Annotated in this window: 20 protein-coding genes; 5 read left to right on the top strand and 15 right to left on the bottom strand. The window is 38.4% G+C overall.

Translation table 11 applies throughout. From position 1 onward, the window contains the following. Positions 1–46 precede the first annotated feature (46 nt). Positions 47–634: a vWA domain-containing protein gene (locus ACIQAA_RS04960; protein ID WP_402615777.1), complete on the bottom strand. Its 588-nt coding sequence runs from the start codon at positions 632–634 to the stop codon at positions 47–49. 94 nt (positions 635–728) lie between these two features. Between ACIQAA_RS04960 and ACIQAA_RS04965 the strand changes: the two genes are divergently transcribed. Further along, a complete protein-coding gene (locus tag ACIQAA_RS04965) occupies positions 729–1,220 on the top strand; it encodes a hypothetical protein (protein ID WP_402615778.1) in 492 nt (163 codons plus the stop codon). 78 nt (positions 1,221–1,298) lie between these two features. Then, a complete protein-coding gene (locus ACIQAA_RS04970) occupies positions 1,299–1,727 on the top strand; it encodes a VOC family protein (protein ID WP_402615781.1) in 429 nt (142 codons plus the stop codon). Between the two features lie 49 nt (positions 1,728–1,776). Here the strand turns inward: ACIQAA_RS04970 and ACIQAA_RS04975 are convergent, their stop codons facing one another. The 5 genes from ACIQAA_RS04975 to ACIQAA_RS04995 form a co-directional block, all read right to left on the bottom strand. After that, entirely contained in the window at positions 1,777–2,523 is a 747-nt protein-coding gene (locus ACIQAA_RS04975) for an amino acid ABC transporter ATP-binding protein (protein ID WP_402615784.1), read from the bottom strand. 15 nt (positions 2,524–2,538) lie between these two features. Further along, positions 2,539–3,198, bottom strand: a complete 660-nt coding sequence (locus tag ACIQAA_RS04980) for an amino acid ABC transporter permease (protein ID WP_402615786.1) — start codon at positions 3,196–3,198, stop codon at positions 2,539–2,541. Between the two features lie 64 nt (positions 3,199–3,262). Beyond that, positions 3,263–4,039, bottom strand: coding sequence for an amino acid ABC transporter substrate-binding protein (locus ACIQAA_RS04985; protein ID WP_402615789.1), 777 nt, complete (start codon positions 4,037–4,039; stop codon positions 3,263–3,265). A gap of 122 nt (positions 4,040–4,161) precedes the next feature. Beyond that, positions 4,162–4,749 carry a GNAT family N-acetyltransferase gene (locus ACIQAA_RS04990; protein ID WP_402615792.1) on the bottom strand — a complete coding sequence of 196 codons (588 nt, stop codon included), beginning with the start codon at positions 4,747–4,749 and terminating at the stop codon, positions 4,162–4,164. Next, complete coding sequence (locus ACIQAA_RS04995) at positions 4,724–5,968, bottom strand: MDR family MFS transporter (RefSeq protein ID WP_402615794.1); 1,245 nt, start codon at positions 5,966–5,968, stop codon at positions 4,724–4,726. The genes ACIQAA_RS04990 and ACIQAA_RS04995 overlap by 26 nt, the downstream gene beginning before the upstream one ends. Positions 5,969–6,066: 98 nt before the next feature. Here ACIQAA_RS04995 and ACIQAA_RS05000 point away from each other — a divergent pair, with 98 nt between their 5' ends. Beyond that, positions 6,067–7,713, top strand: a complete 1,647-nt coding sequence (locus ACIQAA_RS05000) for an ABC transporter substrate-binding protein (protein ID WP_402615797.1) — start codon at positions 6,067–6,069, stop codon at positions 7,711–7,713. Between the two features lie 42 nt (positions 7,714–7,755). Here the strand turns inward: ACIQAA_RS05000 and ACIQAA_RS05005 are convergent, their stop codons facing one another. From ACIQAA_RS05005 to ACIQAA_RS05040, 8 genes are all read right to left on the bottom strand, one after another. Then, a complete protein-coding gene (locus tag ACIQAA_RS05005) occupies positions 7,756–9,030 on the bottom strand; it encodes an L-cysteine desulfidase family protein (RefSeq protein WP_402615800.1) in 1,275 nt (424 codons plus the stop codon). Positions 9,031–9,168: 138 nt separating this feature from the next. Continuing rightward, complete coding sequence (locus ACIQAA_RS05010) at positions 9,169–10,971, bottom strand: ABC transporter ATP-binding protein (protein ID WP_402615803.1); 1,803 nt, start codon at positions 10,969–10,971, stop codon at positions 9,169–9,171. Continuing rightward, on the bottom strand, positions 10,968–12,707 hold the full coding sequence (locus ACIQAA_RS05015) for an ABC transporter ATP-binding protein (RefSeq protein WP_402615806.1): 1,740 nt from the start codon (positions 12,705–12,707) through the stop codon (positions 10,968–10,970). Before ACIQAA_RS05015 ends, ACIQAA_RS05010 begins: the two co-directional genes overlap by 4 nt. Positions 12,708–12,858: 151 nt before the next feature. After that, positions 12,859–15,243 carry a polyprenyl synthetase family protein gene (locus ACIQAA_RS05020; RefSeq protein ID WP_402615809.1) on the bottom strand — a complete coding sequence of 795 codons (2,385 nt, stop codon included), beginning with the start codon at positions 15,241–15,243 and terminating at the stop codon, positions 12,859–12,861. A gap of 134 nt (positions 15,244–15,377) precedes the next feature. Then, positions 15,378–16,583: an ABC transporter permease gene (locus ACIQAA_RS05025; protein WP_402615812.1), complete on the bottom strand. Its 1,206-nt coding sequence runs from the start codon at positions 16,581–16,583 to the stop codon at positions 15,378–15,380. Further along, on the bottom strand, positions 16,580–17,260 hold the full coding sequence (locus ACIQAA_RS05030) for an ABC transporter ATP-binding protein (RefSeq protein WP_402615814.1): 681 nt from the start codon (positions 17,258–17,260) through the stop codon (positions 16,580–16,582). Before ACIQAA_RS05030 ends, ACIQAA_RS05025 begins: the two co-directional genes overlap by 4 nt. Further along, positions 17,244–18,470 (bottom strand): efflux RND transporter periplasmic adaptor subunit, encoded by a 1,227-nt coding sequence (locus ACIQAA_RS05035; protein WP_402615817.1) that lies wholly within the window; start codon positions 18,468–18,470, stop codon positions 17,244–17,246. Before ACIQAA_RS05035 ends, ACIQAA_RS05030 begins: the two co-directional genes overlap by 17 nt. Before the next feature lie 166 nt (positions 18,471–18,636). Further along, positions 18,637–20,103, bottom strand: a complete 1,467-nt coding sequence (locus tag ACIQAA_RS05040; RefSeq protein ID WP_402615820.1) for a protein adenylyltransferase SelO — start codon at positions 20,101–20,103, stop codon at positions 18,637–18,639. A gap of 188 nt (positions 20,104–20,291) precedes the next feature. Between ACIQAA_RS05040 and ACIQAA_RS05045 the strand changes: the two genes are divergently transcribed. Next, positions 20,292–21,818 (top strand): Ppx/GppA phosphatase family protein, encoded by a 1,527-nt coding sequence (locus ACIQAA_RS05045; protein ID WP_402615823.1) that lies wholly within the window; start codon positions 20,292–20,294, stop codon positions 21,816–21,818. 147 nt (positions 21,819–21,965) lie between these two features. After that, entirely contained in the window at positions 21,966–24,170 is a 2,205-nt protein-coding gene (locus tag ACIQAA_RS05050) for an RNA degradosome polyphosphate kinase (protein ID WP_402615826.1), read from the top strand. Positions 24,171–24,231: 61 nt separating this feature from the next. On the opposite strand, the gene abc-f is transcribed toward ACIQAA_RS05050, so the two are convergent. Next, a complete protein-coding gene (abc-f, locus tag ACIQAA_RS05055) occupies positions 24,232–26,139 on the bottom strand; it encodes a ribosomal protection-like ABC-F family protein (RefSeq protein WP_402615829.1) in 1,908 nt (635 codons plus the stop codon). Positions 26,140–26,404: the final 265 nt, after the last annotated feature.

Here is a 26,404-nt window from a genome sequence, read left to right on the forward strand (position 1 = left end):
TTCCGTAAAAAAAATCTCGAATACCATTTTTCTAATTTGGTTATCATTAAATTCTTTGTCTTCTCACTACTACTTCCTCACTAATCATATTGTACATACATTCGACGCCATCTTTAGTTGCTTCGAAACTAAATGCATTGCTCACCTCAATTCCAAGACTATCGGCTTCTTTTTCGGCGTCGATGTTTGCACCTAGAAAGATGAATTCCCAGCTGTATTTCTCCTGTTGGTGTTTAATTAACTCTTTTACCTTTTCATAGGTAAATTCACGGCTGGCATTTTCTAATCCGTCGGTTGTGATCACAAAAATAACCTTCGCTGGTCGATCTTCTTTATTTGTTTTTGATAGTCGATATCCTACATCAAGAATCGTTTTTCCTACCGCATCAAGCAGCGCTGTACACCCTCTTACATAATATTCTTCTGCTGTCAGCTTCACTTTTTCTGACTCAACGCCATTCCAAATGACTTCATATTGATCATCGAAAAGAACACCTGTGACCAATGTTTTACCTTCTAATTTCCTCTGATTTTCAATAAAAGCATTAAACCCGCCTATTGTGTCACTTTCAAGCCCTCCCATCGAACCGCTTCGATCAAGAAGGAAAATAATTTCTGTTAGATTACTATTCATCTCTATCATCCTTTCGATTTGTTTATACTATAATAATAGGTGAGTTCATCCATTATTTGGTCGCCTGGTGAGCGACATTTTCGGAGGTTTGGTTATGTTTAATCAAGAGCTATTAGAAGAATTGCAGCATTATATTGATACTCACTTACAGCCAGTTTTTCATGAAATGAAGCTATACAGCTCTGAAGAAAGATTGATTTCTGAGGAGATTCAAAATGTTGATATAGAAGAATTTATAAAAATTAAACGCCAGCCTGCCTTCAATCAAACATTATTCCGTTTTATCGATCAAAAAGCTGTAAGCGATGCTGATGTTTACAAACGTGCAGGTATGGACCGAAGACACTTTTCCAAAATACGAACGAACCCCGAGTACAAGCCAGGTAAAAATACCATTATCGCTCTAGCACTGGCACTTGAACTAACCAAAAAAGAAACAGATAAACTATTAAGCTCCGCTGGTTACTCCTTATCTGACAGCGACACCTTTGATTTAGTCATTCAATTCTGTCTCGAGAAAAAAATATATGATTTTTATGATATTAATGAGGCATTGGATTATTTTAGTTTAAATCCTTTGATATAAAAAAGGAATATTCAGACTAATATCGAATTAATCGGATAGAATGGTATTTGTACATAGCCATTAAGAGGAGTGAAGAAAATGCCAGTAAATGTTTATCTTGTTTTTAATGGTAACACCCGTGAGGCAGTAGAGTTTTATGCGAAAGTATTTAAAACCGAAGCACCGCAAATTATGACCTTTGGTGATCAACCGCAACATCCTGATTACCCTATGCCAGAGGAAGCAAAAAATTTAATCATGCACACTCGACTAAACATCGATGGAAGTACTGTTATGTTCTCTGATAATTTCCCTGGATCACCATTTATCGAAGGCAACAACGTCACGTTGGCATTAGTAAGTAAAAATTTGGATGATATCCAATCTTGGTATGATCAACTAAAAGAAGGCGGAAAAGTTACGATGGAGCTTCAAGAAACTTTCTGGGCTAAACTCTATGGACAGGTAACAGATAAATTCGGTATTCATTGGCAAATAAGCCATGATAGCGGAGAATATGGCAGTTAATTTTTTTATAAAAAAGGATACAGCCTTTTAAAGACTGTATCCTTTTTACTTATTTCAAGCTTCTGCTTAAGAAGGCTTTAGTCCGCTCATTCTGAGGATTTATAAATAACTCCGAAGGGTCCCCAGTTTCAATAATTTCGCCGTTATCCATGAAAATAACCCGGTTCGCCACTTCCCTGGCAAAGCCCATTTCATGTGTAACAACAATCATCGTCATCTGCTCTTCGGCTAGTGCCTTGATGACCTCAAGAACCTCTCCTGTCAATTCAGGATCCAATGCTGAAGTAGGTTCATCAAATAATAGAATTTCGGGATTCATCATTAGTGCTCTAGCAATCGCCACTCTTTGTTTTTGACCGCCTGATAGATTTGCTGGGTATGCATTTGAATGATCTGTCAGACCAATTTTCCTTAACAGCTCCGTGCTTCTCTGCTGAATGGCTGCAGCTGGCTCGTTTTTTACCAATTTAGGAGGCAGTTCTAAATTCTCCTTAACCGTCAGGTGCGGGAAGAGATTAAAATGCTGGAAAACCATGCCCATTTTAGAGGTAATCTTTTTGATATCCTGCGGTTTTACGTAGACTCCATCCTTAACAAACGGATCACCAGAAATCGTAATGCTTCCTCCATTTATTTCCTCCAAGTGAACTAAACTGCGAAGCATCGTACTTTTCCCCGATCCAGACGGGCCAATTACGGCTATTACATCATTTTTATTTACATCAAATGTTATCTGTTTTAGTACATCCAGCTTGCCAAACGATTTCTTCAAGTTGGAAACCTCAATGATAGCCACATTTACCAATCCTTCTTATTCAAATTTGTATCTTCTTTCAATTCCTTTAAAAATAAATGTTAAAAAGAGTGTCATAACAAGATAAATCAAACCAGCAACGAAGAATGGAACAATCGTAAAGTCACGGTTTACAGCCGTTTGAGCGTAGTGGAGCAGCTCCGGTACAGCAACTGCATAGAGCAGAGCCGTGTCCTTAACAAGTGTTACGGATTCGTTCGCAATCGCGGGAAGGGTAACCCGAAACATTTGCGGTAAAATAATCCTCGTGGTTGTCTGCCACTTACTTAACCCTAGAACCTGTGAAGCTTCATATTGTCCTTTATCAATTGCCAAAAGACCGCCGCGGAATATTTCTGCAAAGTAAGCTGCGTAATTTAATACGAACCCTAAACAAGCAGCCACGAACCGATCTAAAACTAAATATTCACCGACCACAGGAAGCATTGGCAGACCAAAACAAATTAATAGTAATTGCAGTAATAGAGGGGTCCCCCGCATGATATAAATATAGCCCTGAGCAAGTAATGATAAAGGCTTCATGCTGCTTTTAACAGCGAGAGTCAGCAGAAAGCCAAGTGGGATTGAGGCGATAATTGCAATAATAAACAATAAAACCGTCATCTGTGCACCTTCAAGCATTGGTACCAGTATCGACGTGAAATAGTCTAACGTCATTGAAAACTCCTCCAAAAACAAAACAGGGTTCCCAAAGGAAATCCTGTTTCACCTTATTTTCATATTACTTTAGAACTTTATCTTCTCCAAACCACTTTTCAGAAATACTGGCCGCCGTACCGTCCTCATTCATCTCATCAAGTGCCTTTTGGAGCTTTTCTAATAATTCCTCGTTGCCTTTTTTAACACCAATACCATATTCTTCAGGAGCAAGTGATTCCTCAAGTACTTTAAAGGTTTCCTTCTCTTGAGTCATGTAGTAATTGATGACGATTTCGTCAATGACCACTGCGTCCAAGCGGCCATTCTTTAAATCTGTTAATGCCTGTACATTGTCAGCGAATTCAGTAACCGTCTTTATTTTGTCTTTAACCGGTGAAGCATTTAGGGCATCAGAAGCTGAGGAAAGTGACTGCAGCCCAACTACTTTACCTTCTAAATCATCTAGTTTAGTAAGCTGTGAATCAGCAAGAGTAACGATTACCTGTGCATTTTTTAAATATGGCTTTGTGAAAAGGACCTTTTCTTTCCGTTCATCTGTAATCGTGTATCCATTCCAAATAAGGTCAATTCTTCCGCTGCTAAGCTCTGCTTCTTTTGTTTTCCAGTCGATTGGCTGGAATGTAACTTCTGTTCCCATTTTTTCTGCTGCCGCTTTAGCGTAATCAATATCAAAACCAACGATATTGTTATCCTTATCGCGGAACCCCATTGGTGCAAATTTATCATCGATACCAATAACGAGCTTTTCTTCCTCTTTACTTGCTGACTTTGAGCATCCTGTAAAAATGACAAGTACTGCAGTTACTATAAGAATCATAGTTGCTAACTGTTTCTTCATTTGTATGTACCCCTTTTATATAAATTTAATTTCGCTTTAGTACGTTACCATATTATCATACTACCACATTATAACACTATAATATTATGTAATACAACATAATAATAAAAAGGAGCCTATTTTTAAAAATAGGCCCCACTTGTTGATATTTTCCAAATCATATGATCCTGCCCATGCCCCCAATAATCCTTTAGTAAATAATCAGGTTCTCCAAATTTCTTTTTCCAAATTGTTTGGGCATTTTTGTAGCCGCTGTCGAGACAAAATTCTAGGATTCCCCGGGCCTTTAGGGTATAAAGCATTTGAGCTAGCAGCTTGTTCCCGATTCCCTTTCTTTGATAGTCAGGGAGTACAAATACCGTTCCTACTTCAACAAGATTCCTCAGTTTTCCATTGGTACAGTCTTGAATCAGTTTACTAGCAGGACCATATTCTATTGTTCCAATAATTTTGTTTTCTGCCAAAGCTATTAAGAAATACCTTTTCTCACCCTCGCTATCCAAATCCAAATGCAAATACTTTTTCTTACTTTCAATTTCAGCTTCGATATCGTCTATTAACCCCGCTAGTCCTTCTTTTGCAAAAGTATCGGTAATGACAATTCTAAAAAATTGATACAGCTCCTCGATGTCCCCGGTTCTAGGTCTTCTTATCTCGACTTTTCTCACCCCAAAGCCTCCTATATTAAGTTGACATATTTTTTTGAACATGGATTTTATTTACTACAAAAAGTCCACTATAGAGTAGGAAAGTACCAGCCATTAGTATCATTCCTAGATAAACAGACATCATTGTCGGTACTAAAAATGCCCCCAATACGATTGCGCCACGAGCAATTAAATCTGCTCCGTTAAAACCTAAATTAGCAAAGGCAGAATAGGAGCCACGTTTATCCTCCGGCATCATATTTGCCTTTTCAGCATTGGCAATCGGTGAATAAATAAGCTCACCAATTGTGGCAATGGCGTTAAATAAAATCAGGACATACCATAGATTCGCCGATGTGACGATGGTATAGCCTGCACTATACAGCAGCAGCCCCAACAGAAGCATTTTCCGCGGGGAAAATTTATCTGTCATTTTCGTAACAAAGAATGTTAGGGCCACTACCATCAGCATATTTTCGATATTAAGGAAACTTAGCATCCTTACCCCTGCTAATTCAAAATTAACGATAAATACTGATTTGAATTCTTCCGCTAATCGCACTCCGATATAACTATTAAGTGAAAATTCTGCTGCAAGTATAAACATTGACCCGGCAACCACCATGACAAATGGTTTATCTTGAAACGCAACTTTGTAATTATGAAATAGATCGACAAAAATATTTTCATGCTTTTTTTCCAAGAGTTTAACACGGGTATCCCGTAACCATATTCCATAGGCAATCGGCAAACTAATAGAAACAATTGTTAGAGTGATAAAAAGCTCTAATTGATGATTCACATATAAAAGTCCGCCTAATGCAGCCCCGATAGCCATCGCTAAATTAACCAGCCAATAATCAAGAGCATACACACTCTTCCGATTTTCCGGCGTTGTCGAGTCAATAATAATCGCGTGCACGGCAGGACGCCCTAGACTGCTGGTAATCGTAAAAATCACATAGCTGATCGCAAATAATACTATCCATTTTTGATCTGGCAGTAAGCTTACTGTCATAAGACCAAACATAAGTGCACTAGCCGCGGATGATAGGATAATGATTTTTTTACGAGGGAAGCGGTCTGAAATATAGCCGCCGATAAAGTTTATAAAAAAGCTTATAATGACGGTTATCGCTAAGAAAATACCGGCCCAAACGGCACCTTTATGCTGTGCAAAGAAGAGCGCCATAAACGGCATTACAGAGCTGCCAATTGCCCGGTTAAAAAACGAGGTTACCAGTCGAACCTTAATATTTTGGGGATAGTCTTTCCATGCCATATTATCAACACCTTTCATCTATTTATAGTAAACTAGACGTAAGAATTAAAAAATGACCAATTTTCAAAATAATGTCTACTTTTTAAAGGAATGAGAATATGGACCACTATCTACTAACATTATGGAATTCAGGAACTGCTGGAGAAGTAAAAGTACGACAGCTTGCAGAAATAATTAATCTGAGTACAAAGCAAACACGCCGCAAACTAAATCATTGGGAAGAAGATGGCTGGCTTACTTTTCAAGCTGGCATAGGCCGGGGGAACGAATCAAAACTGATATGGAATAAAGACGTGGAATCAGAGTATGAACAACTATTCTTATCAAAACTAGAAAAATACTCCATTGAGCAAGTAAGTAAATTATTATTATATGAATGGTCACTTGGAACCAAGCAGCGTTTAATGACCAGATTTCAGTCTAAATTTGGGTTTCATCAAGAGGATCAGGATCGTTTAATCATTCCCCGATTTTACCGCTTCTTAACGTATCATCCATTAAAGGCTGCAGACGTACATAGCGCAAACTTAATAGCAAACATTTATAACCGTGTTGTAGCATTGGAGGAAGATAATACAATCATTCCCGAGCTTGCTCATAGCTGGGAAGTCACGGATAAGAAGTTAACATTATACCTGCGAAAAGATGTAGCCTTTCATGATGGTTCCATTCTCAAAGCGGAGGACGTCGTCCAATCTTTTTTTCGGATGAAGCAAGATGAAATATATGCTGAACTATGGAAACCAATTACAAAGATATATTCATCTGCACCTCTAATAGTAGAACTTGAATTTCCAAATGGCTGTACCTATATTTTGCCGCTTCTTAGTATGATAACCGCGAGTATTTATAAAGAATCCAACGGTCAGGTCATTGGAACAGGCAGGTTTTATATGGGGGAGAATACGGAAGAGAAAACCATTTTACACGCTTTTAAACAATATTACGGTGAGCGCCCGCTATTGGATACTGTGGAATTTATTCAGGTTTCGAGAGAGTTTGGAAATATATATTATGGTGCCCATGAATCAAGAGAAGTAGGAACCTTTGAAGTGGAAAGTGACTCGGGCTTTGGTATTGTGGTGATGAATAGTTATCGTAATACCGATATTGCTAGAAAAGAAGTACGGGATTATATTCATATGTTGATAGACGAAAATCGATCACAAATTTCTACAATTAATTCACTTATTTCCGAAAATCGCTCTGGTTGTTTAATCGGTTTTTCCAAGCCTTATTCGATGCCAAAAATAGCAAAACCATCACTTTCAAAACCATTACAAATGAAGTACACAGGCTACGCTAAGGATGTGTCCATTTGGCTAAAAAACATCCTTGAAAGAGCCGGAATTAAAGTGGAGTTAGTGGAAGTCTCATTTCATGATGCCGTGTATCATGATCATTTAAAAGTAAATACGGATTTATTTATTCATGGAGAAATATTTGAGCTAAACCAAAGCTTTTCCTATTTTAATTTTATGAAAAATAACATTTCACCACTACGGAAATTAATACAATCTGATCCTTATTTACAGAATTCTATCCAAGCCTATGATCAATTGCCCTTTGAACAATGGATCGATCAGCATTTAAAAATAGAAGATTATTTAAAAACAAATTCTCTCTGTATCCCGCTCTATTATTCAAAGAGGCAAATACCTTTTTCCATTAATTTAATGAACATCAAAATGAAGCATTTTGGTTATGTTGACTTATCAAAGCTATGGATGAAGCCAAAACTTTAGCACAAAAGGAAGACCTGACACCTAAATGCCAGGTCATTTTCTTTATTTTTCCATCATTAATTTTAAAATTAATTCGTCTGTATGCCTTGTCCCTTCATTTCCCAACTTACAAAAGCTTTCAATACTTTTCTCCACGTCATCATGGATAAATCCATCAGTAGATTTAATTTCTTGATTGTTAAGTGCCAGAAGAGCTGATTGTACCGCTACATTCGAACAGGTGGATACTTTCATCGCACATCCAGCCTTGGCACCATCACAAATCATTCCCGAAACATTTCCAATAGTGTTCTGAATTGCCGCTTTAATTTGATCCAGATGACCATCAAGTAAATAAACGATTGCCCCACTTGCACCCATTCCTGCGGCGGTTACACCACATAATGCTGAAAGCCGCCCAAATTTTGATTTAATATGAATCGTAATAAGATGGCTAAGTGCAACTGCTCGAATCATCTTTTCCTCTGAAACCTGCAGTTTCTCTGCGACTGCCACAACTGGAAGTGTCACGGCAATTCCTTGGTTGCCACTTCCAGTGTTCGCCATTACCGGCAGCGTTGAACCTGCCATTCTAGCATCCGATCCAGCGGCAGCTAAAGACATCGCTGCAGTGGCTATATCATCCGATAGAATTCCCTTTTTTACATTTTCCTTAATGGTCTTCCCTACTTTTAATCCATAATCTCCTTGAAGACCTTCTTGTCCAATTACTTTATTTAGTTCGATACTCTTTTTTACGAGAGATAAGCTGTGTATATCGACCATTTGAACCCATTCAACAATTTCATCAATTGTAAGTGTGAATAATTCCTCTTCATTAGACTGAATGCCGATATTTTCGCATCCACCTTGAAACACAACCTTACCATCAACTTCGATTAACGTAATATTGCTATGATTATCAGAAATAACCACTTTAGAAGTATTCTGATTAGTTTTTAGGGTCACTTCAATATAAAGTCTTTTTGGTGTATCAGCTTGACCAGATGATACTTTACCTTCTTCTATTAGTTTTAATGCGGAGTGCTCATCTTCAAAAGTAAGTCCATCCAATAATTCCAATTGTTTCGTTGGATCCCCCGATACAGCTCCAAGAGCAGCAGCGAAATCGAGCCCACTAGAAGTCATTCCCGGAATCCCGACAGACTTAGCATTTTTGATTATATTTCCACTCGCTTTTAAAGTTATCTTTTCAATTTGCCCTTTGGCATAGCTTTTTGCCGTTGCTGCGGCCAATGCAATCGCCACTGGCTCCGTACAGCCGAGTGCAATGACTAATTCTTTTTCGAGAATGGCTTCTATTTTATCCTTCTTCATTTGCTCCACTCCTACTTTTTTAAATACCCTATCTATAATATTACCATAGCAGAGCAGATAAAAATTTGGGGTAATATTACCAATATCTATTAAAAAAAGAGTCTTTCGATGGACCGAAAGACTCTTTTAAAAACTCTATTACAATACCTTAACAATCGATTGATTAATTGATCCTTCTCCAATTTCTGCTTCTCTTCCAAACAGTCTAGCATAGACACCATTGCTATTTTCGAGTAAGTCAGTGTGTCCGCCTTGTTCGGCAATTTTTCCATTTTCTAAAACAATAATCTTATCTGCAGAGAGAACTGTAGAAAGACGGTGAGAGATAATAAGAATGGTTTGTTTCTTACCGGATTTCAAAACCGACTCATTGATCTTCGTTTCCGTAATTGGATCGAGAGCAGAACTTGCTTCATCAAGAATAAGAATTGGCGCATCTTTAATGATGGCTCTAGCCAGTGATAAGCGCTGCTTCTGTCCTCCAGAAAGAAGGCTTCCTCGTTCCCCGACCTTTGTATTCAATCCTTCCGGCAGACTTTCTACTAGTTCATCCAGACCGCTGTCATGGAGGGCTTTAAGTAATTCTTCATCCGCAGCATCCGGCTTACCAATTCTTAAGTTATCTACCAAGGAACCGTTTCGTAATTGAACATCCTGGGTCACGATTGCCATTTGAGATCGCAGCCACGCTGTATCCCATTCGGTAATATTTCTTCCATCCACTTCAATCTGACCATTTTTCGTTTCATACAATCTAAATAGCAAATCTACGATGGTAGACTTTCCTGAACCGCTTGGTCCAACCAAGGCTACTTTTTCACCAGCTTGGATATCAAAAGTAACACCTGATAATACGTTTTCTTCTTTTTCTGGATAAGCGAACGTTACATCTTTCAGTCTAATACTGCCGCTTGCCCTTCCACCTTTAATGCCTTCCTTAATTTCAGCTTCCGCTGGCTCGTGGGAAAGAAGAATGTCAGAACGATCCAGCGCCGGACCTGTTCTTCTAACAGAAAGCCAGTTACGAAGCAATCGCTGCATTTCGTTGGCCGCTATCGTAACCAAACCTCCTGCAGTCAGCATTTGTCCGGTTGTTAAACTATCGTTCCAAATTAATAATGTACTAATTAAGTAGACAATACCTAAGGCAAACCCATTATAGCTTGCAATTACCACTACCGATTGCATTCTTGCCTTTAGTTCCTTAATCGAATGCTTGACGAAAGAGTTTCGGATGGCAATAACACTTTCCACTTCATTTTCGGAAACTCCCATAACCCGTGATAAATGAATCCCTGTGACTGATTCTCTCAGTCTTTCAAGATACCTTGAAGCCTCTTGTCTTGCGTCAGCAGAGGCCGCTCTAGTCCTCACCCCGACATAGTTAGAGGTCCAATAAAAGATCACACCTAGAACCACACTGGTAATCATCAAATAAGGATGAATCCAAAGCAGTACCAGGCTATAAATCATAACCCCCTGAACGCTTGCCATGAAGGTGGAACCTTCCCAGGCAAGAAAATTGTGGAGCGTATCAGGGTCATCCGAGACTCTTGCCAGCAGTTCACCAGATGAATTGTTATGGTAAAAAGAGTATGGCAGAATCTGCAAATGACTAAAAAGACGCAGCTTTTGCCAATTGGTTACCGTCTTGGCAGTTTGATGGCAAAAATATTCATCAATGACCATCATGACTAAATCAAATATAGCAGAAAAAATTAATAACCACATTAACCCCCACAGCCAGGAGTGGTTTTCATTTGGAATGATCGTATCCACAAGCCAGCTAAGCGCTAAAGTTGGGATTAAAGCTGAAAAAACCTGACTAATTGCGATAACAACTGAATCGGCAATGACCCACTTTTTATAGGGCCTTAAAAATGCCAGAACCCTGCGGCCATCACGATTCTTATTTTGATGGGAGACAGCGTTTACACTCATCCAATCATCTCCTTTTCCAGCTCACTATATTGGGCTTTGTATAATTCATAATACTGCGCTCTTAATGCCAGCAGTTCTTCGTGTGTTCCTTCTTCGGCAACCATGCCCTGGTCTAAAAGGAGGATTTTATCAGCATTCCTGACAGTGATAAGCCGGTGGGCAATGGTGATGGTGGTTCTGCCTGGAATTAATTGTTCCAGCGCCTCCTGAACCTTTTCTTCTGTTTCACCATCTAAGGAGGATGTTGCTTCATCAAAGATCAATACTGGTGGCTGGCGCAGAATGGCTCTAGCAAGTGCTACCCTTTGCCTTTGTCCGCCGGATAGCTTTAATCCTCTCTCGCCGACTACTGTTTCGTACTTATCTTCCAAGGACTGTATCAATTCAGTTAACCCCGCAGCTTCAACTGCTTTATCTAATTCTTCTTGGTTCGCTTCCTTCTTTCCATATAAAAGATTATTACGCAGCGTACTGTTTAGGAGAAACGTTTCCTGAGAAACAACTCCTACCTGCTGCCTAAAGCTGTTTCGGTTGTAGTCAAAGAGATTCTTTCCATCTATAAGAACCGACCCTTTCTCAGGTTCATATAAACCAAGTAGAATTTGTATCAGTGTACTCTTCCCGCCTCCGCTTGTACCAACAATACCAATGTGATTACCTTGTTCCATTGATAGCGAAACGCCTTTAAGAATATTCTTATCGCTCTTAGGATAAGTGAACCAAATGTTATCTAAGTTAATATTTCCTTCTACAACACCAAAGGATGGCAGATGTTCTTCATGTTCTTCCGGTAAATCAAAATATTCATAGATTCTCTGTAGAGCCGGAATGGCCTGTTGGATCGTTAAAGCATTTTCAGCCAACGAGCGGACTGGCAAAAACATGATGGGAATAAAGTTAAGGCAGGCAATCAGGGTTCCAATGGTAAGATTGCCTTTCCAGATGGAAAAGCCCCCGATTAACATGACAACGCCGGGAGTTGCTATATTAAATAAGTTACCTAACCTCCAATTGACCTTCCCAATTAAAGCGGCACGAATGGAGTAGTTCTTCCATTCTGTCTGTTTTTTCTGCTGCGTTTCAATTTCCTTTTTTTGCGTCTGAAATGTCCTTACAAGCCTAGTACTTTCAATACTTTCCTGTAAATGCTGATACATATCTGCGCTCATATCTCTTTGTACAGCGCTCATTTTCCGCATCGTTTTACCTAGCTTAAATGAAGGAAGTATGTAAATAGCAAATACTGCAAACATTACGATTGCTGCGGGCCAGTACAATGCAAATACAGCTGAAAATGCAGCAACAGCACCGATAACCTGCTGTAAAATACGCGGGACAACTGTATTATTTAAGTTTTGAACTGACTCGACATCATGGGTTAACCGGTATAGCATATCTCCTCTTGGTGTCGTTGTAAAAAAGGACATCGGTGTTCGATGCAGCTTTTTAAATGCACGAATCTGCATGTCAGTTATTACATCGAGACCGATTTTAACCTGCACATACTCCTGCAGGGTTTCAAACAATGACTTCCCTAGGAAAGCGACGAGAACACCGCCGACAACCCATAGCAAAAAGGTTGTATCCCGTGCCCCAATTACTTCGTCCACTAGTTTTCCTACCAATATAGGAGGCAAAATTGTAAATGCACCGCCAATTAATGAAAAAGTAAGAGCAAGCAGCAATTTTCTCCAATACGGTTTAAAATGACCCAATGTAGTTTTTAATATATTCATAATTTTCCCCCTCACCGAGATACTATTTTATTACAAATTTTAGAAATATTCATTACTATTTGAAAAAATTTTTTCTGAATAATATTTCACCCTATACCACCGCAAAAAAGGTAACAGCCCTTGGGTTGTTACCTTTTTTGTGTATTATATTTTAATGATCACGGTGGACAATATAATTTAATAAATGCTTTAGAAAAGCTGTATTTCGTGGAATTTCCTGCAGGGTCTCCATTGCCATGCAATAATGTTCCCACATTGCTTTTTTGGCACCATCCACCCCTAAGATTGATACAAAGGTAGAATTGTTATTTTCCGCATCTTTTCCGACGGATTTACCAAGTGTATTCAAGTCCCCTTCAACATCCAGGAGATCATCTTTAATTTGAAAAGCGATCCCGGTATGATAGGCGTATTTTTTCAACGCTTGCATTTCCAAGTCTTTTGCATTTGCAAGAATAGCAGGCATAATGAGAGCAGCTTCAAAGGCGATTCCGGTTTTATAAAAACACAACATATTCAATTGATCCAGTGTTAATGGTTTACCTCTCGAATCTAAGTCCATCGCCTGCCCTTTACACATTTCTGCTGTCATTTGCGCAGAATATTGAATCAAGTTAAGGACCGTTTTCGAATCAAAATCGTCAAGCGATGCTTGTTCTTCAATCGCCTTCTGGGTAAGAAAGAGTCCCGTTAATTCGGCGATTGCATTGTTATAAACCATGTGGAGAGTGGAACGCCCTCTGCGGAACGATGCATTATCTTGGGATGGCAAATCATCAAAGATTAGGGAAGCAGTATGCATAAATTCCAATGATCGTAACAGAGGCACAATGGCGGACTGACTTAATTCATATTCATTTATACCCATAATCCACGTAATGATAGGCCTCAGCCGTTTTCCATCTCCCTCAAGACTATAGTTTGCTGCCTCGGTAATCGGCTCGTTCAACAAAGGTGCCGTTTCACCTTTAGGGATAGGCAGGAGGTGGTTAATCTGTTCCCGTACAGTTTCAATACTCTCTTGAAATTTTTCTTGTTCATTACGCTCATTTTTAAGATTGGTAATCATATGATCCCGGAGAAGTTTATCAAAGAAATCGACATCATCAGCTTTACTGACCATTTTTTGAATCACTGCATTAAATTTGGGATTTCCTGAAGCAAATAACTCCATTACTTCATTGTACTTTTTTGTACCCACACGTTCTTTAAATCTTTTTAATCCATTTATCGCACGATTTAAAATTACTTCACGTGCCTTTTTATCTGAATGATAAACATAATGAATTAAATTGGAAATGACACTCCAGTATAATTCAAATGGATTTATTAGATCGGCACGCTGTGTATGATATTTTAGATAATAGGTATAGGGTGTTACCGCACCATTTTCCAAGTCCTCAAACATATCTGCAAAATCATCAGCCAGTTGATTGTATATACCATAATAGAAGGTTCGATTATCAAAACCCTCATCTTCATCTGCAGTAATGACGGCACGGACGATCAATCGTGAAGAAGAAGACTTTAGAATAACCGGAATATACAGCTGTTCATTCGTGTAATTTCCATTTGTTAAATCCTTTTCACGGTCCACTTCCTGTGATTGAAAAAATACATACGATTGTTCAAAAAATGATTTTATCGTCTCTGGCCGCTGCTGCGCTTTAATATACTCAAATCCCTCGCGAAGCTCCGAATGAATGAACGTGATCAAGGCTTGGTTCTTTTCTTCCCAACCCCCGCCCAATTTCGGTACGGCTCCAGTGGTAAGAGTGGTCCGTATTAAGTTCGAATATTGTTTTTTCTCTTTATGGGATAAAACTTTTGAGTCGAGAAGGTCATCAATGAATGGATAGGTCAAACCATAGGCATAGCCTAACCGAATGGCTCTATCAAGTCTTTGTGCACGTTCTTCCGGTGCCGTTTTATCGCCCATCTCTTCAATCTCGTGCAGAATGACTCCAGCTATGATTTTAATTAGCTTACGCTGAGCATGATTCGCATCCATCCCTTGAGGAATATGATTAGCTACAGTCTTTAATTTGTTCATTACCCAGATAATGGTCAATTCAATACTTTCCTGCTGGGCCCATCTATACAGCCAAGCCATCGAGAAAATTTCATTTTTATTTTCTCGCTGTTCCTTAGGTTGAGTAAGATTGTTTTTTAAACTGGTAACAACACTCTGAATCCTAGTCTGTGTCTCTTTAGAATCCAGTGCTTTTCCTAAATCACGCATAAAAATATAAGAGATGCTTCTATCCAGGTAGTTATCTAATTTTCCTGTATAATCCAGCCATTGGAGATAACTATGATACTCTAAGGAAGTCGGCTTTCTCTTTCTGCGTGAAAGGAAAGTTACTAATGAATGATGGTGTATATGGTTGTGCTTCCAGGATTCTATATCTCTTGTGAGAGAAGAAACATAGCTTTTTTGCATAACTTGCTGATACAGTGATTGAAAATAATCTCTCGCCTTTTGCTCAGCCATACCATAGCATGTATCTTCATTTATTAATGACATCTTAATCATTTAAACATTACCTCAACTTCACGTTCACTAGTATGTATATTAATAATACACGTAAGCATTAGCTTTATAACTATTAAAATGAAAATTAAATTAAAAAATCCCTCAGACCTTCCATCTGAGGGAAATAAATTCTGTTATTCGTATCTTAATGCCTCAATCGGACTAAGTTTAGATGCCTTGTTTGCGGGAAGCAACCCAAAGATAATACCAATTAAGGCTGAAAAACTCACTCCTATGAGAACGATTATCGGACTAACGGTTGCAGTAATGGGCGAAAACTGCGAAACGAGGATACTGCCTATTGCTGCCAGGCCAATTCCAATCACCCCTCCTAATGAGGTTAACGTGATAGACTCGATTAGAAACTGCAAGAGGATTTTCCTTCTTGTCGCACCAATGGCTTTCCTAAGTCCAATTTCTCTTGTCCTTTCTGTGACAGAAACAAGCATAATATTCATCACACCAATCCCGCCTACTAAGAGGGAAATACCTGCGATACTTCCAATTAGTAGTGTTAGCAGCGAAATCATTGTGTTTAATTCTCGTTCATAATCTTCGAAATCATTTGTCGAATACTTGCCATTTTCAAGACCTTTTTCTGCTGTTAATGTATCTGCTGCAAGCCTGCCTGTTTCAGAAATGTTTTCGGGATTACTTGCAATCACCTGTAATTGTTCGATTTCTCGATTGCCAAACATCAGCGAGATGACAGAACGCGGCATAAGCATTTCACCAGTATCTTTATTTCGGAATTGTTCAGGCAGCGGAGATTCATACACTCCTACGACTTTGTATGGATTATCATTTAGGTCAATAATCTCCCCGATTGGGTTTTCGGATTCCTTAAAGAATTTTTCTCTAGCTATAGTATCAATTAGCACTACCCGATTCAAACCATCATTATCCGCAGCGTACAAAGCTCGTCCTTCAACTACTTGAATATCCCTCGCAGGGAAGAATTCCGCACCTACACCGGTAATTTGCATTTCACCCTGTTCATCATCATGTGTCATCATTCCCCAACCTTGATTCGTTGCAACCACAGCCTTAACACCAGGAACTTCCGCGAGTATTTGGACATCTTCAGAAGTTAACTCAGGTTCCTCCCAAAACATTTCTGATTCATCTTCAGGAGGGGTATATTCATAATAAATATCAATCGCGTTCTTATCCGTACTAAACAATTCATCTGTCATTTGCTTCTTCGTACCTTGACCTATTGCTACGATAATAATAACGGCGGCGACACCAATGATAATTCCGAGCATTGTTAGAATTGACCTTATCTTATGATTCCAGATAGATGAAAGGGCGATTTTGAAACTATCCCAAATATTCATGAGGTCACCCTCCGGTCATCTATAATCATGCCATCTTTTATTGTAATAACCCGCTTAGCATAGGCTGCTATCTCTTCTTCGTGAGTAACAATAATAACCGTTTTCCCTTCTTCATTCAGCTGTGTAAATAGTTTCATGATTTGTTCACTCGTATTCGAATCAAGGGCACCTGTCGGTTCATCGGCTAATAGAATAGTAGGATTATTAACCAGGGCTCTAGCGATCGCAACACGCTGCTTTTGACCTCCAGACAATTCATTAGGTAAATGCTTCATTCGGTCACCTAGACCTACTTTAACTAGCAGGTCTTTTGCTCTTGCTGTTCTTTCCCGCTTGGAAACCCCGGCATATACTAGTGGAGAGGCCACATTTTTAATAGCGTTGTCTCTTGGAAACATGAAGAATTGTTGAAATACAAAACCCACATGTTCATTTCTAAGCTTAGCAAGGGTGCTCTCTTTTGCCGAAGCGATTTGTTCCCCATTTAATTCATATGTACCTGAAGATGGATAATCTAAAAAGCCAATTATGTTCATCAATGTAGATTTACCAGAGCCTGAAGGTCCCATAATAGCGACAAACTCTCCATCTTCTATTGTTAAATCAATGCCATGAAGTACTGGGACCTCTATAGAACCCTTGCCGTATACTTTTGTAATATCACTCAACTTCATCATATGAGGTCACTTCCATTCCATCATGCATTTCTTCAGTTGGTGTGAGTACCACAAGTTCTCCAGGTGTAACCCCTGATGTGACTTCAATGAAAGCATCATTCATAACTCCCGTTTGAACTTCACGTCTTTCTAACATCCCATCTTTTAAAATATAAACGATTTTGACTCCAGCTTCATCGATTAAGGCAGGATGTGGGATTGCAATCTTTTTAATTGCATCGCCAGCCTTAATTTCTAAAGAAACATGGAAGCCTTGACGCAACTCTGAGGTGTCATCTGTAATCACTACCTTAAAAGGGTACATGGTCACGTTACCCCCTCCGGCACCGCCTTCAAATCCTTCACTACCGCCGCCTTCGGCATTTGGGAATTGTGAAACAGATTCAACGGCACCATTCCACTCACGATCTTTAAAAACTTTTGGCCGGATAATAACCGGTTGACCTTCCTTAATCTTGACTGCATCAAATTCACTCATGGACCCAATAACTTTATAGGGTTGACTAGAAATAATGTGGATGACAGGTTCTGCTGCACCTGCCTCTGTATTTGCTGCATTTTGATTTACCTTTACAATAATCCCATCCATTTTGCTTACAATCGTCATTTCATTTTTCTGAGCAGTTAATTCTTTTATACGGTCTTCAGCAGTTGTAATTTCAGACTTTGTACTTTCATATTGCATCTCTTGTTGGATCTTTTCGTTCGAAAGCTGGTTTACGTCTTCTTGTGAAACAAGCCCTTCAGCGGCACCTTCAGTTTCTACAGGTTGTGTTTCTATCTTCTTTTTAGCTTCTGCCAAACGCTTGTTGATAGCTGCAATTTGATTTTGTTCTGTTTTTCCCCTGCTTTGCAGTAATTCTTTCTCACGGACGGCTCTTTTAAGTTCACTTTCTATTTTTGAAGAATCATAGATTAATAGTGGGTCACCAGCCTTGACAGCTTGGTTTTCAGCCACTTTAAATTCACTTATTTCCCCTTTTTCAGGTTCTATAAAAATCTTTTGCTCACTTTCTGGAACAATTTTACCCGTAACAAGAATCGATTCTACCAATTCTTGTTCACTAACTTTTTGTACGCTAATATTGATTACACCGCTATCTTTACTTACTTGTTCTGTACCTGCATTTGCATATAAATATGTACCCGTGCTCGCAATGATCAGTATTCCCACGATAGCCGCTACCCAAATCCATACCTTTTTCTTCACCCATATACCCCCATTTATTCTATTATTTATCTATTAACTACTATAAAGGTACTGGAAATATTTTCAATAGATTTAAACGGTAAATTTTTTCATTTGCAATCGATAGAATCAATAGCAGACAAAAAGCCTTTCTTCTGAAAGGCTTTTGCTTTATCATTATGCATTCTCAAGTTCCACAAAAGGTTCGATAAGGACGAGGTGATGGTTCTGGCGGAGTAGTATATTCTATCTGTTCTGGAGAGTACGCATATGGATTGGATAAAACCTCAAGAAGCCTCTCCATCACACTATAGTCTCCATTATTCGCTGCTTCCAGTGCTTCCTCTACCCGGTGGTTCCGCGGAATGACAGCAGGATTACTGTTCCTCATTAATTGAATCCACGAGTCCTTCGATTCCTCCTGCCTGCCTAGTCTTGCCTTCCACCGTTCTAGCCACTCAGTGAATTCTGTTGTTCCTTGCAGACTTGTTTCTTCTGGTTTATCCAAAGTCAACGCTCTAAATGTGTTTGAATAGTCAGCACCGTGCTTCCGCATTATATCGAGAAGGTCTTTAATAAGGGGTTTATCTTCTTCCTCTTCATTAAATAATCCTAATTTCGCTCTCATTCCCTCGAGCCAATTGGATTCAAATAACCCAGCGAAGTCAGAGAGCTTATCTTGTGCAAGCGTAACTGACTCCTCCTGATTCTCATGTAACAGCGGTAAAAGTGCTTCAGCTAATCTTGCTAAATTCCAGACACCAATATTCGGCTGATTACCATATGCATACCGGCCTTCTCTGTCAATGGAACTGAACACGGTGGCAGGGTCATAGGTATCCATGAAGGCGCAAGGTCCATAATCAATGGTTTCTCCGCTAATGGTCATGTTGTCGGTGTTCATGACCCCGTGAATAAAGCCAACCAGCTGCCATTTAGTAATCAACATCGCTTGACGTTTAATCACTTCCTGAAGGAATGTAAGGTACTTGTTCTCTTCATCTTGAATTTCAGGATAATGGCGTTTTATTGCATAGTCTGCCAGCTCCCGCAGTTCCTCATTGGTGCCCCATCTTGCTGCATACTGAAAGGTTCCCACACGCAGATGACTAGCAGCCACACGAGTTAAAATAGCGCCGGGCAAATAGGATTCTCGGGCTATTTCTTCACCTGTTGTTACCACTGCTAAACTGCGGGTGGTAGGAATACCAAGAGCATGCATGGCTTCACTAATAATATACTCACGCAGCATTGGCCCAAGTGCTGCTCTACCATCACCCCCGCGTGAATAAGGTGTTCTTCCTGAACCTTTAAGCTGAATATCAAATCGTTCACCCTGTGGTGTGATCTGTTCTCCAAGAAGTACAGCCCGACCGTCACCTAACATCGTAAAATGCCCGAATTGATGTCCTGCATATGCTTGAGCAAGCGGTGAAGCGCCATCAGGTATTTTGTTACCTGCGAACATGGCTGCACCTTCTTCACTTTCCAAGGTTTTGACGTTCAAACCTAGTGATGCTGCCAATGGTTTATTTAAGACAGCAAGCTTTGGTGAACGTACTGGTGCTGGGTTCTGTCTTGTAAAAAAAGTTTGTGGCAAACGAGCGTAACTATTATCAAAATTCCATCCAGTTTCAGTTAATTCCTTTGTCATCGTATCCTCTTTTCTTCTTTTATCTTTTTATTTAGTTTATCCTCTAACCTTATTATAGTATCCTGCCACAAATCCATTAATAATTTTTTTATAAATAGAAGTGTTGGATTGGGGGCTTGATATGTTGACCTACAAATTATAGGATAAATCTACAAGTAACCATCTCAATTGAAAGGGTGATTAATAAATTGGAGAAAAAAATTGGGGTTATAGATATTGGCTCAAACACGATTAGATTGGTGATTTATGAATGGACCCAATCAAGAAGAAATTTCAGGGAAATAGAGAATATAAAAGTAACTGCCAGTTTACGCTCCTACTTGAATAGTAATCAATCACTAAGCGATGAAGGCATAAATTTATTAATTGATACCCTTCAAGGCTTTCAAATGATGATACGTCATTATGAATTAGCTGAAGTTATTTGTGTAGCTACCGCTGCAATTAGACAATCAGCTAATAGAGAAGAGATTCTCCGAATACTTCATGAGAAGACAAGCTTTTCCATTAATCTGTTGAGTGAATATGAGGAAGCATATTATGGATATCTATCTGTGATCCATTCTACCAATATAAAAGAAGGAATCACAATTGATATGGGAGGAGCAAGCACTGAAATTACCTATTTCCATGATAGTAAGCTTGTACATTATCATAGTTTCCCATTCGGTTCATTGTCTTTAAAGCTTCAGTTTGTTACAGGAAGCATCCCAACTGCAGAAGAACGTCAACAAATCCGCCAGTTCCTCCTGCCTCATTTTCAGAGTCTTACATGGTTACATGATAAACATATTCCTGTCATCGCTATGGGAGGGAGTGCACGAAACGCTGCCCGAATTCATCAAAATTATGTCAAATATCCCCTAGTTGGAATGCACCAATATGAAATGTCTAGACTTGAACTTATAGAAGTAAAAGAGATGTTGCAGGATATATCCTTTACTGATTTGCAAAAGGTAGAAGGACTTTCAAAGGAGCGCTCAACTACCATTTTGCCTGCTTTCGAATTATTCAATATTTTGTGTAACATAAGTAACGCAACAAAATTTGTATTTAGTTTAAAGGGATTAAGAGAAGGGATTCTTTATCAAAAGATGAATGATGTAAGCGGTGAACCCCTTCCATTAGCTGAGGCAAGTATAGATGAGCTTATGCAAGAATTCCGTATTGCTTCTCCAACTGTAAATCAATTCAAAAAATTAGCAGGTTTATTCTATTCGCAAGCAGCATCAATCATTGGAGAAGGAACTTATTTTAATGAGGATGATTTTGAATTGTTAATGAGAGGTGCACAAACCTTCCACTTAGGACGTTATGGTGAAGAAGATTCCAGCAGTGCTGCCTTTTATTTGTTAGCGAATCGGACGATAATGGGTCTCTCACATAGAGAACGGGTGAAATTAGCATTAGTGGCTTCTTTTAAAGGAAAGGGCACCTTCCAAAAATATTTACATCCACTAAAGAATTGGTTTACGAAAGAGGAACAAAGGAAGTTGTGTATTATAGGCGCTATTTTAAAGTTATCTAATAGTCTGAATTCAACCCAGCAAAACATCGTACAGGATTTTGTTATAACCGCAATTGAAAATAGTTGGAACATCGATATACAATGTCAGAAATACTTTAAATTTGAGGAATACCAATTTGAAAAACAAAAAAAACATTTAGAAAAGTTATTAAAAATCTCAATTATCTCCCATTTTCATTTAAACTAAACTCTCACCTTTTTATTAAGGATAAACGAGATGGTAAAATGCTTCTTTACATGAAATTTACATAATTTTAATCTTCCCTTTACTAAAATTTGATATTTTTAATATAAATTGTATATTTGTTTGCTTGTAAAAGGAGCTGTAATCAAAATGGAAACATCAAGTATAGAAACTAACTTAGAAGACCATTCTTATTATAATAATCGAGAATTAAGCTGGTTAGATTTCAACTATAGGGTTTTGGAAGAAGCCATGGATCAACGAAATGCATTACTTGATAGATACAAATTTTTGGCTATTTTCAGCTCTAACTTAGATGAATTTTTCATGGTACGGGTTGCAGGGCTGCTGGACCAATTAAAGGCAGGCTTCAACAGACCAGAAAATAAAGCAGGATTAACTCCAGGTGAACAGCTTGCTGCAATTTCTAAAATCACTCATCAGCTAATTGCGAAACAAGATCAAACCTACTTACGTGAGCTTACTCCTGAATTAGCAAAAGAAAAAGTAAAAATATTGTCTATAGCTGAAGTACATGCTGATGATTTATTTTTCTTAGAAAATCTTTTTGATGAGCAGATTTTCCCGGTTTTGACACCTATGGCGATCGATGCTTATCGTCCGTTTCCCGCCCTTTTAAATAGGTCACTAAATTTAGCGATTGTTATTGGTGAAAATAATATCTCGCAAACTAGTTACAACAAAATGGCAATTGTCCAAGTTCCTTCTACTATAAAACGATTCCTTGAGCTTCCATCTAAAAACGGGGAAAGAATTTTTGTTCTACTTGAAGAAGTAATTTCTCACTTTATTCATAAATTATTTATTGGTTTTAAAGTCATTTCCGTAACTGCATTTCGTATCACAAGAAATGCAGATTTAACCATACATGAAGATGAAGCCGAGGACCTATTGTTAGAAATCGAAGAAGAGCTTAAAAAGCGTAAGTGGGGATCCGCGGTAAGATTAGAGGTCCAAAACGATTCCCACGACAAGCAGGTAATTGACTTTTTAATGGAGGAACTGGAAATCCATCATAATGATGTGTATTTTGCTAAAGCACCTCTTGATTTGACTTTTCTATTTTCTTTTTATAAAACGATTCAGGAAACTCATAATCACTTAATGGAGGCTACATATATTCCACAGCCTCCTCGAGATTTAATAGACGAAAAAGATATTTTTGTCAAAGCACTTGAACATGATGTTTTCTTTCATCATCCATACGAATCTTTTGAGCCAATCGTTGATTTTATTTCGAAGGCAGCAGATGATCCGGACGTCTTGGCTATAAAACAGACACTATACCGAGTAAGCGGTAATTCTCCTATTATAAAAAGCCTGGAAAGGGCTGCTGAAAACGGGAAGCAAGTCACAGTCCTTGTAGAGTTAAAAGCCAGATTTGATGAAAAAAATAATGTCCAGTGGGCAAAGGAATTAGAAAAAGCAGGTTGTCACGTCATTTTTGGTATGACCCATTTAAAAATTCATAGTAAAATTACACTTGTTGTCCGGCGTAAAAAGGGGAAAATTGAAAGGTTTGTTCATTTAGGGACAGGCAACTATAATGACGCCACCGCCAGGATCTATACGGATATGGGAATACTAACTTCTGATGAAAAAATTGGGATCGATGCCACAAACTTTTTTAATTATCTTAGTGGTCATATGGAAAAACCACATTACGAACATTTAATTGTTGCCCCGTTTGACATAAGAGATAAATTTTTTGAACTGATTGACCAGGAAATTTCTTATCATAAGCAATTTGGGAATGGATATATCATTGCAAAAATGAATTCTCTCACTGATAAAAAGATCATTATGAAACTCTATGAGGCATCCAATGCAGAAGTTAAAATTGACCTAATTGTAAGAGGAGTTTGTTGTTTGCGTCCGGGAATTAAAAATGTAAGTGAAAACATTAGGGTAAGAAGTATCGTCGGCACATTTTTAGAGCATACCCGAATTTATTGCTTTCACCATAATGGCGAAAAAAAGGTTTTTTTATCTTCCGCTGATTTGATGACACGAAACATGGAAAATCGGGTTGAGATTTTATTCCCTATCTTGAATAATGAGATAAAACAGCGTATCCATACTTCAATCGAAATTATCCTGGCAGACAATGTAAAAGCGCGTGAACAAGAGGCTTCAGGTCATTATCACTATGTACAAAGAAAAGACGGTGAAACCGAAGTTAATAGTCAACATTTGTTATGTGAACTGGCTTATCAAGCAAGGAAAACTGAAATACATGAAAACAAATCTGTTCACGACCTAAAACAAAAAATAGTAAGGTTTGGCAGTCTATCAATAAGTGGCTTTAAAAAACTATATAAGTCAAAAACTTAATATTATGATGAATAGAGCCAGGCTCTTAGATGTCTGGCTCTTCCTCATTCCTGATTAGGCTTTAACTGATATTTATCCACCATTCCATAAGTGAATCAAGTTCTTCAATTAAATGTATTTTTCTAGAATAAAACTTATTAAGTTCCTCAAAATCGAGTTGATCATCAGCCATTGCTAAATCAATTGCTTTTATTTCGATTTCCAGACTTTCAATCCTTGCCAGCGCAGAAGCCTTTACTTCTTCTTGGTTTATAATTTCGGGTTTAATTCTTTGGTTCTTACCTTTTTCACGATTGACAATGGATTCTTCCATCGGCTGCAGACTTTTATAATAATCGTAATTTCCCTGGTAGCTTTTAAAGCCATAATCCTCCAAAGCAATAACTCTTTCAGCGATTTTATTTATAAAATATCTGTCATGAGAGATAAAGAATATGGTACCTTTAAAGTCTTCGAGTGCTTCCTCAAGAGTTTCGATGGAGTCAATATCAAGATGATTCGTTGGCTCATCCAGGATTAATAAATTAATGTCTTGATATAACAATATGGCAAGCTTTAGCCTTATCCGCTCACCGCCTGACAAGTGCTTAACTTTTTTAAAGGGACTCTTTTTAAAGAACATGAATTTCGCTAAATATTCCCTTGCTTTTCCTTCGAGAATAGATATATCTTCTCTAAAAGCTTCCAGGACTGTGTACTCTTCATTTTTAAAAGTAATCTTTTGAGGTAAATAGGCAGTCATCACATTAGCCCCTAATTCCACCACACCTCGTTCAGGCTGCTCTTCTCCTAAGAGCATTTTTAAAAAGGTGGTTTTCCCGCTTCCATTCGGACCGACCAGCCCAACTCTTTCACCATAATGTATCATTAAATTTGCATCCTTAAAGATTACCTTATCTTGGTAACCTTTTGAGAGCCCTATTGCCTTGATGGTTTCATTTCCAGAGCGCTCGGCAACTTTAAGATCTAATCTCATATTTTTTCGTTCAAAAACGGGTTTATCAATTCGTTCCAACTTATCGAGCTTTTTTTGGATACTTGCCGCTCTTCTAAAGAATTTATTATTATCAGCCCGCATTGCCCAGTCTCTCAGACTTTTAACTTGATTTTCCATATTATTTACTTTTTTCTGCTGCTCACGAAAATGCTCATATTGAATCCGCATATTTTCTTCTTTTTGGCTGACAAATGAGGAATAGTTACCCTTATAAGTGATGGATTCCAAATCCTCTATTTCCACAATTTTATTTACAACATTATCCAAAAAGTATCGGTCGTGGGATACGATAATAATGATTCCCTTGTAGCTTTTTAGGTAACCTTCCAGCCATTCTATGGCTTCCATATCTAGGTGATTGGTCGGTTCATCCAGCAGCAAAATATCCGGATTATGAATCAAAAGTTTTCCAAGCACGACGGTAGTTTTTTCCCCGCCGCTTAATAAATCAAAATCCTTTTTTAAAAAGCTCTCAGTAAAATTAAGACCAGTACAAACCTTGCTTAATTTCTCTTCACGCTCATATCCGCCCTTCACTTCAAATAGCTGAACCAAATCACTATATTGATTTAAGGCTTTTTCAAGGGCCTTATCTTCCAGCGTTTTCATCTGATCTTCTAATTCCCGCATTTGCTTCTCAATGCCGGCAATTTCCTCAAAGGCCAAATTAAGCACATCTATCACTTTTAAACCTTCCGGGTAAGCAGGGGATTGTTCAAGATATGCCTTAGTCGCCCCTCTCGGCAGGTTAATCAAACCTTCATCATATCCGGGGCTTGAAGTTTGCGGGTAACCTGGATAATAATGCATCTTCTCGATTCCCGCGATTAATTTAAGAATGGTGCTCTTGCCGCTTCCATTGGCACCGACAATTCCAACCTTATCTCCTTCATAGGCTTCAAACGTTATATTTTTAACCACAAGAGTGGCTTCCATAAATTTTTTAACGCCATGCAATTTCATTTCTAACATAAAATCTCCTTCTTTCATCCATAATCAAGTTACACCTTTTATGGACAAGGCAAAGAAGAACCTGCATTACCTATATTTATTTGTAAAATAAAAAAGACCATAAGAAGATGGTTTCTTCTTACAGTCTGCATAATCAGTGGATGTAATCTATCTAAAGTAGTTTAAGCAAAATGCGCACTCTTGATAAGCGCATGAATATGCCTATTTACCTCGCTTTAAAAAATACGAAGTACTTTAAATAAATAATAATCTTGATTCAGTAAAG

The organism is Neobacillus sp. NPDC093182, assembly GCF_044754045.1.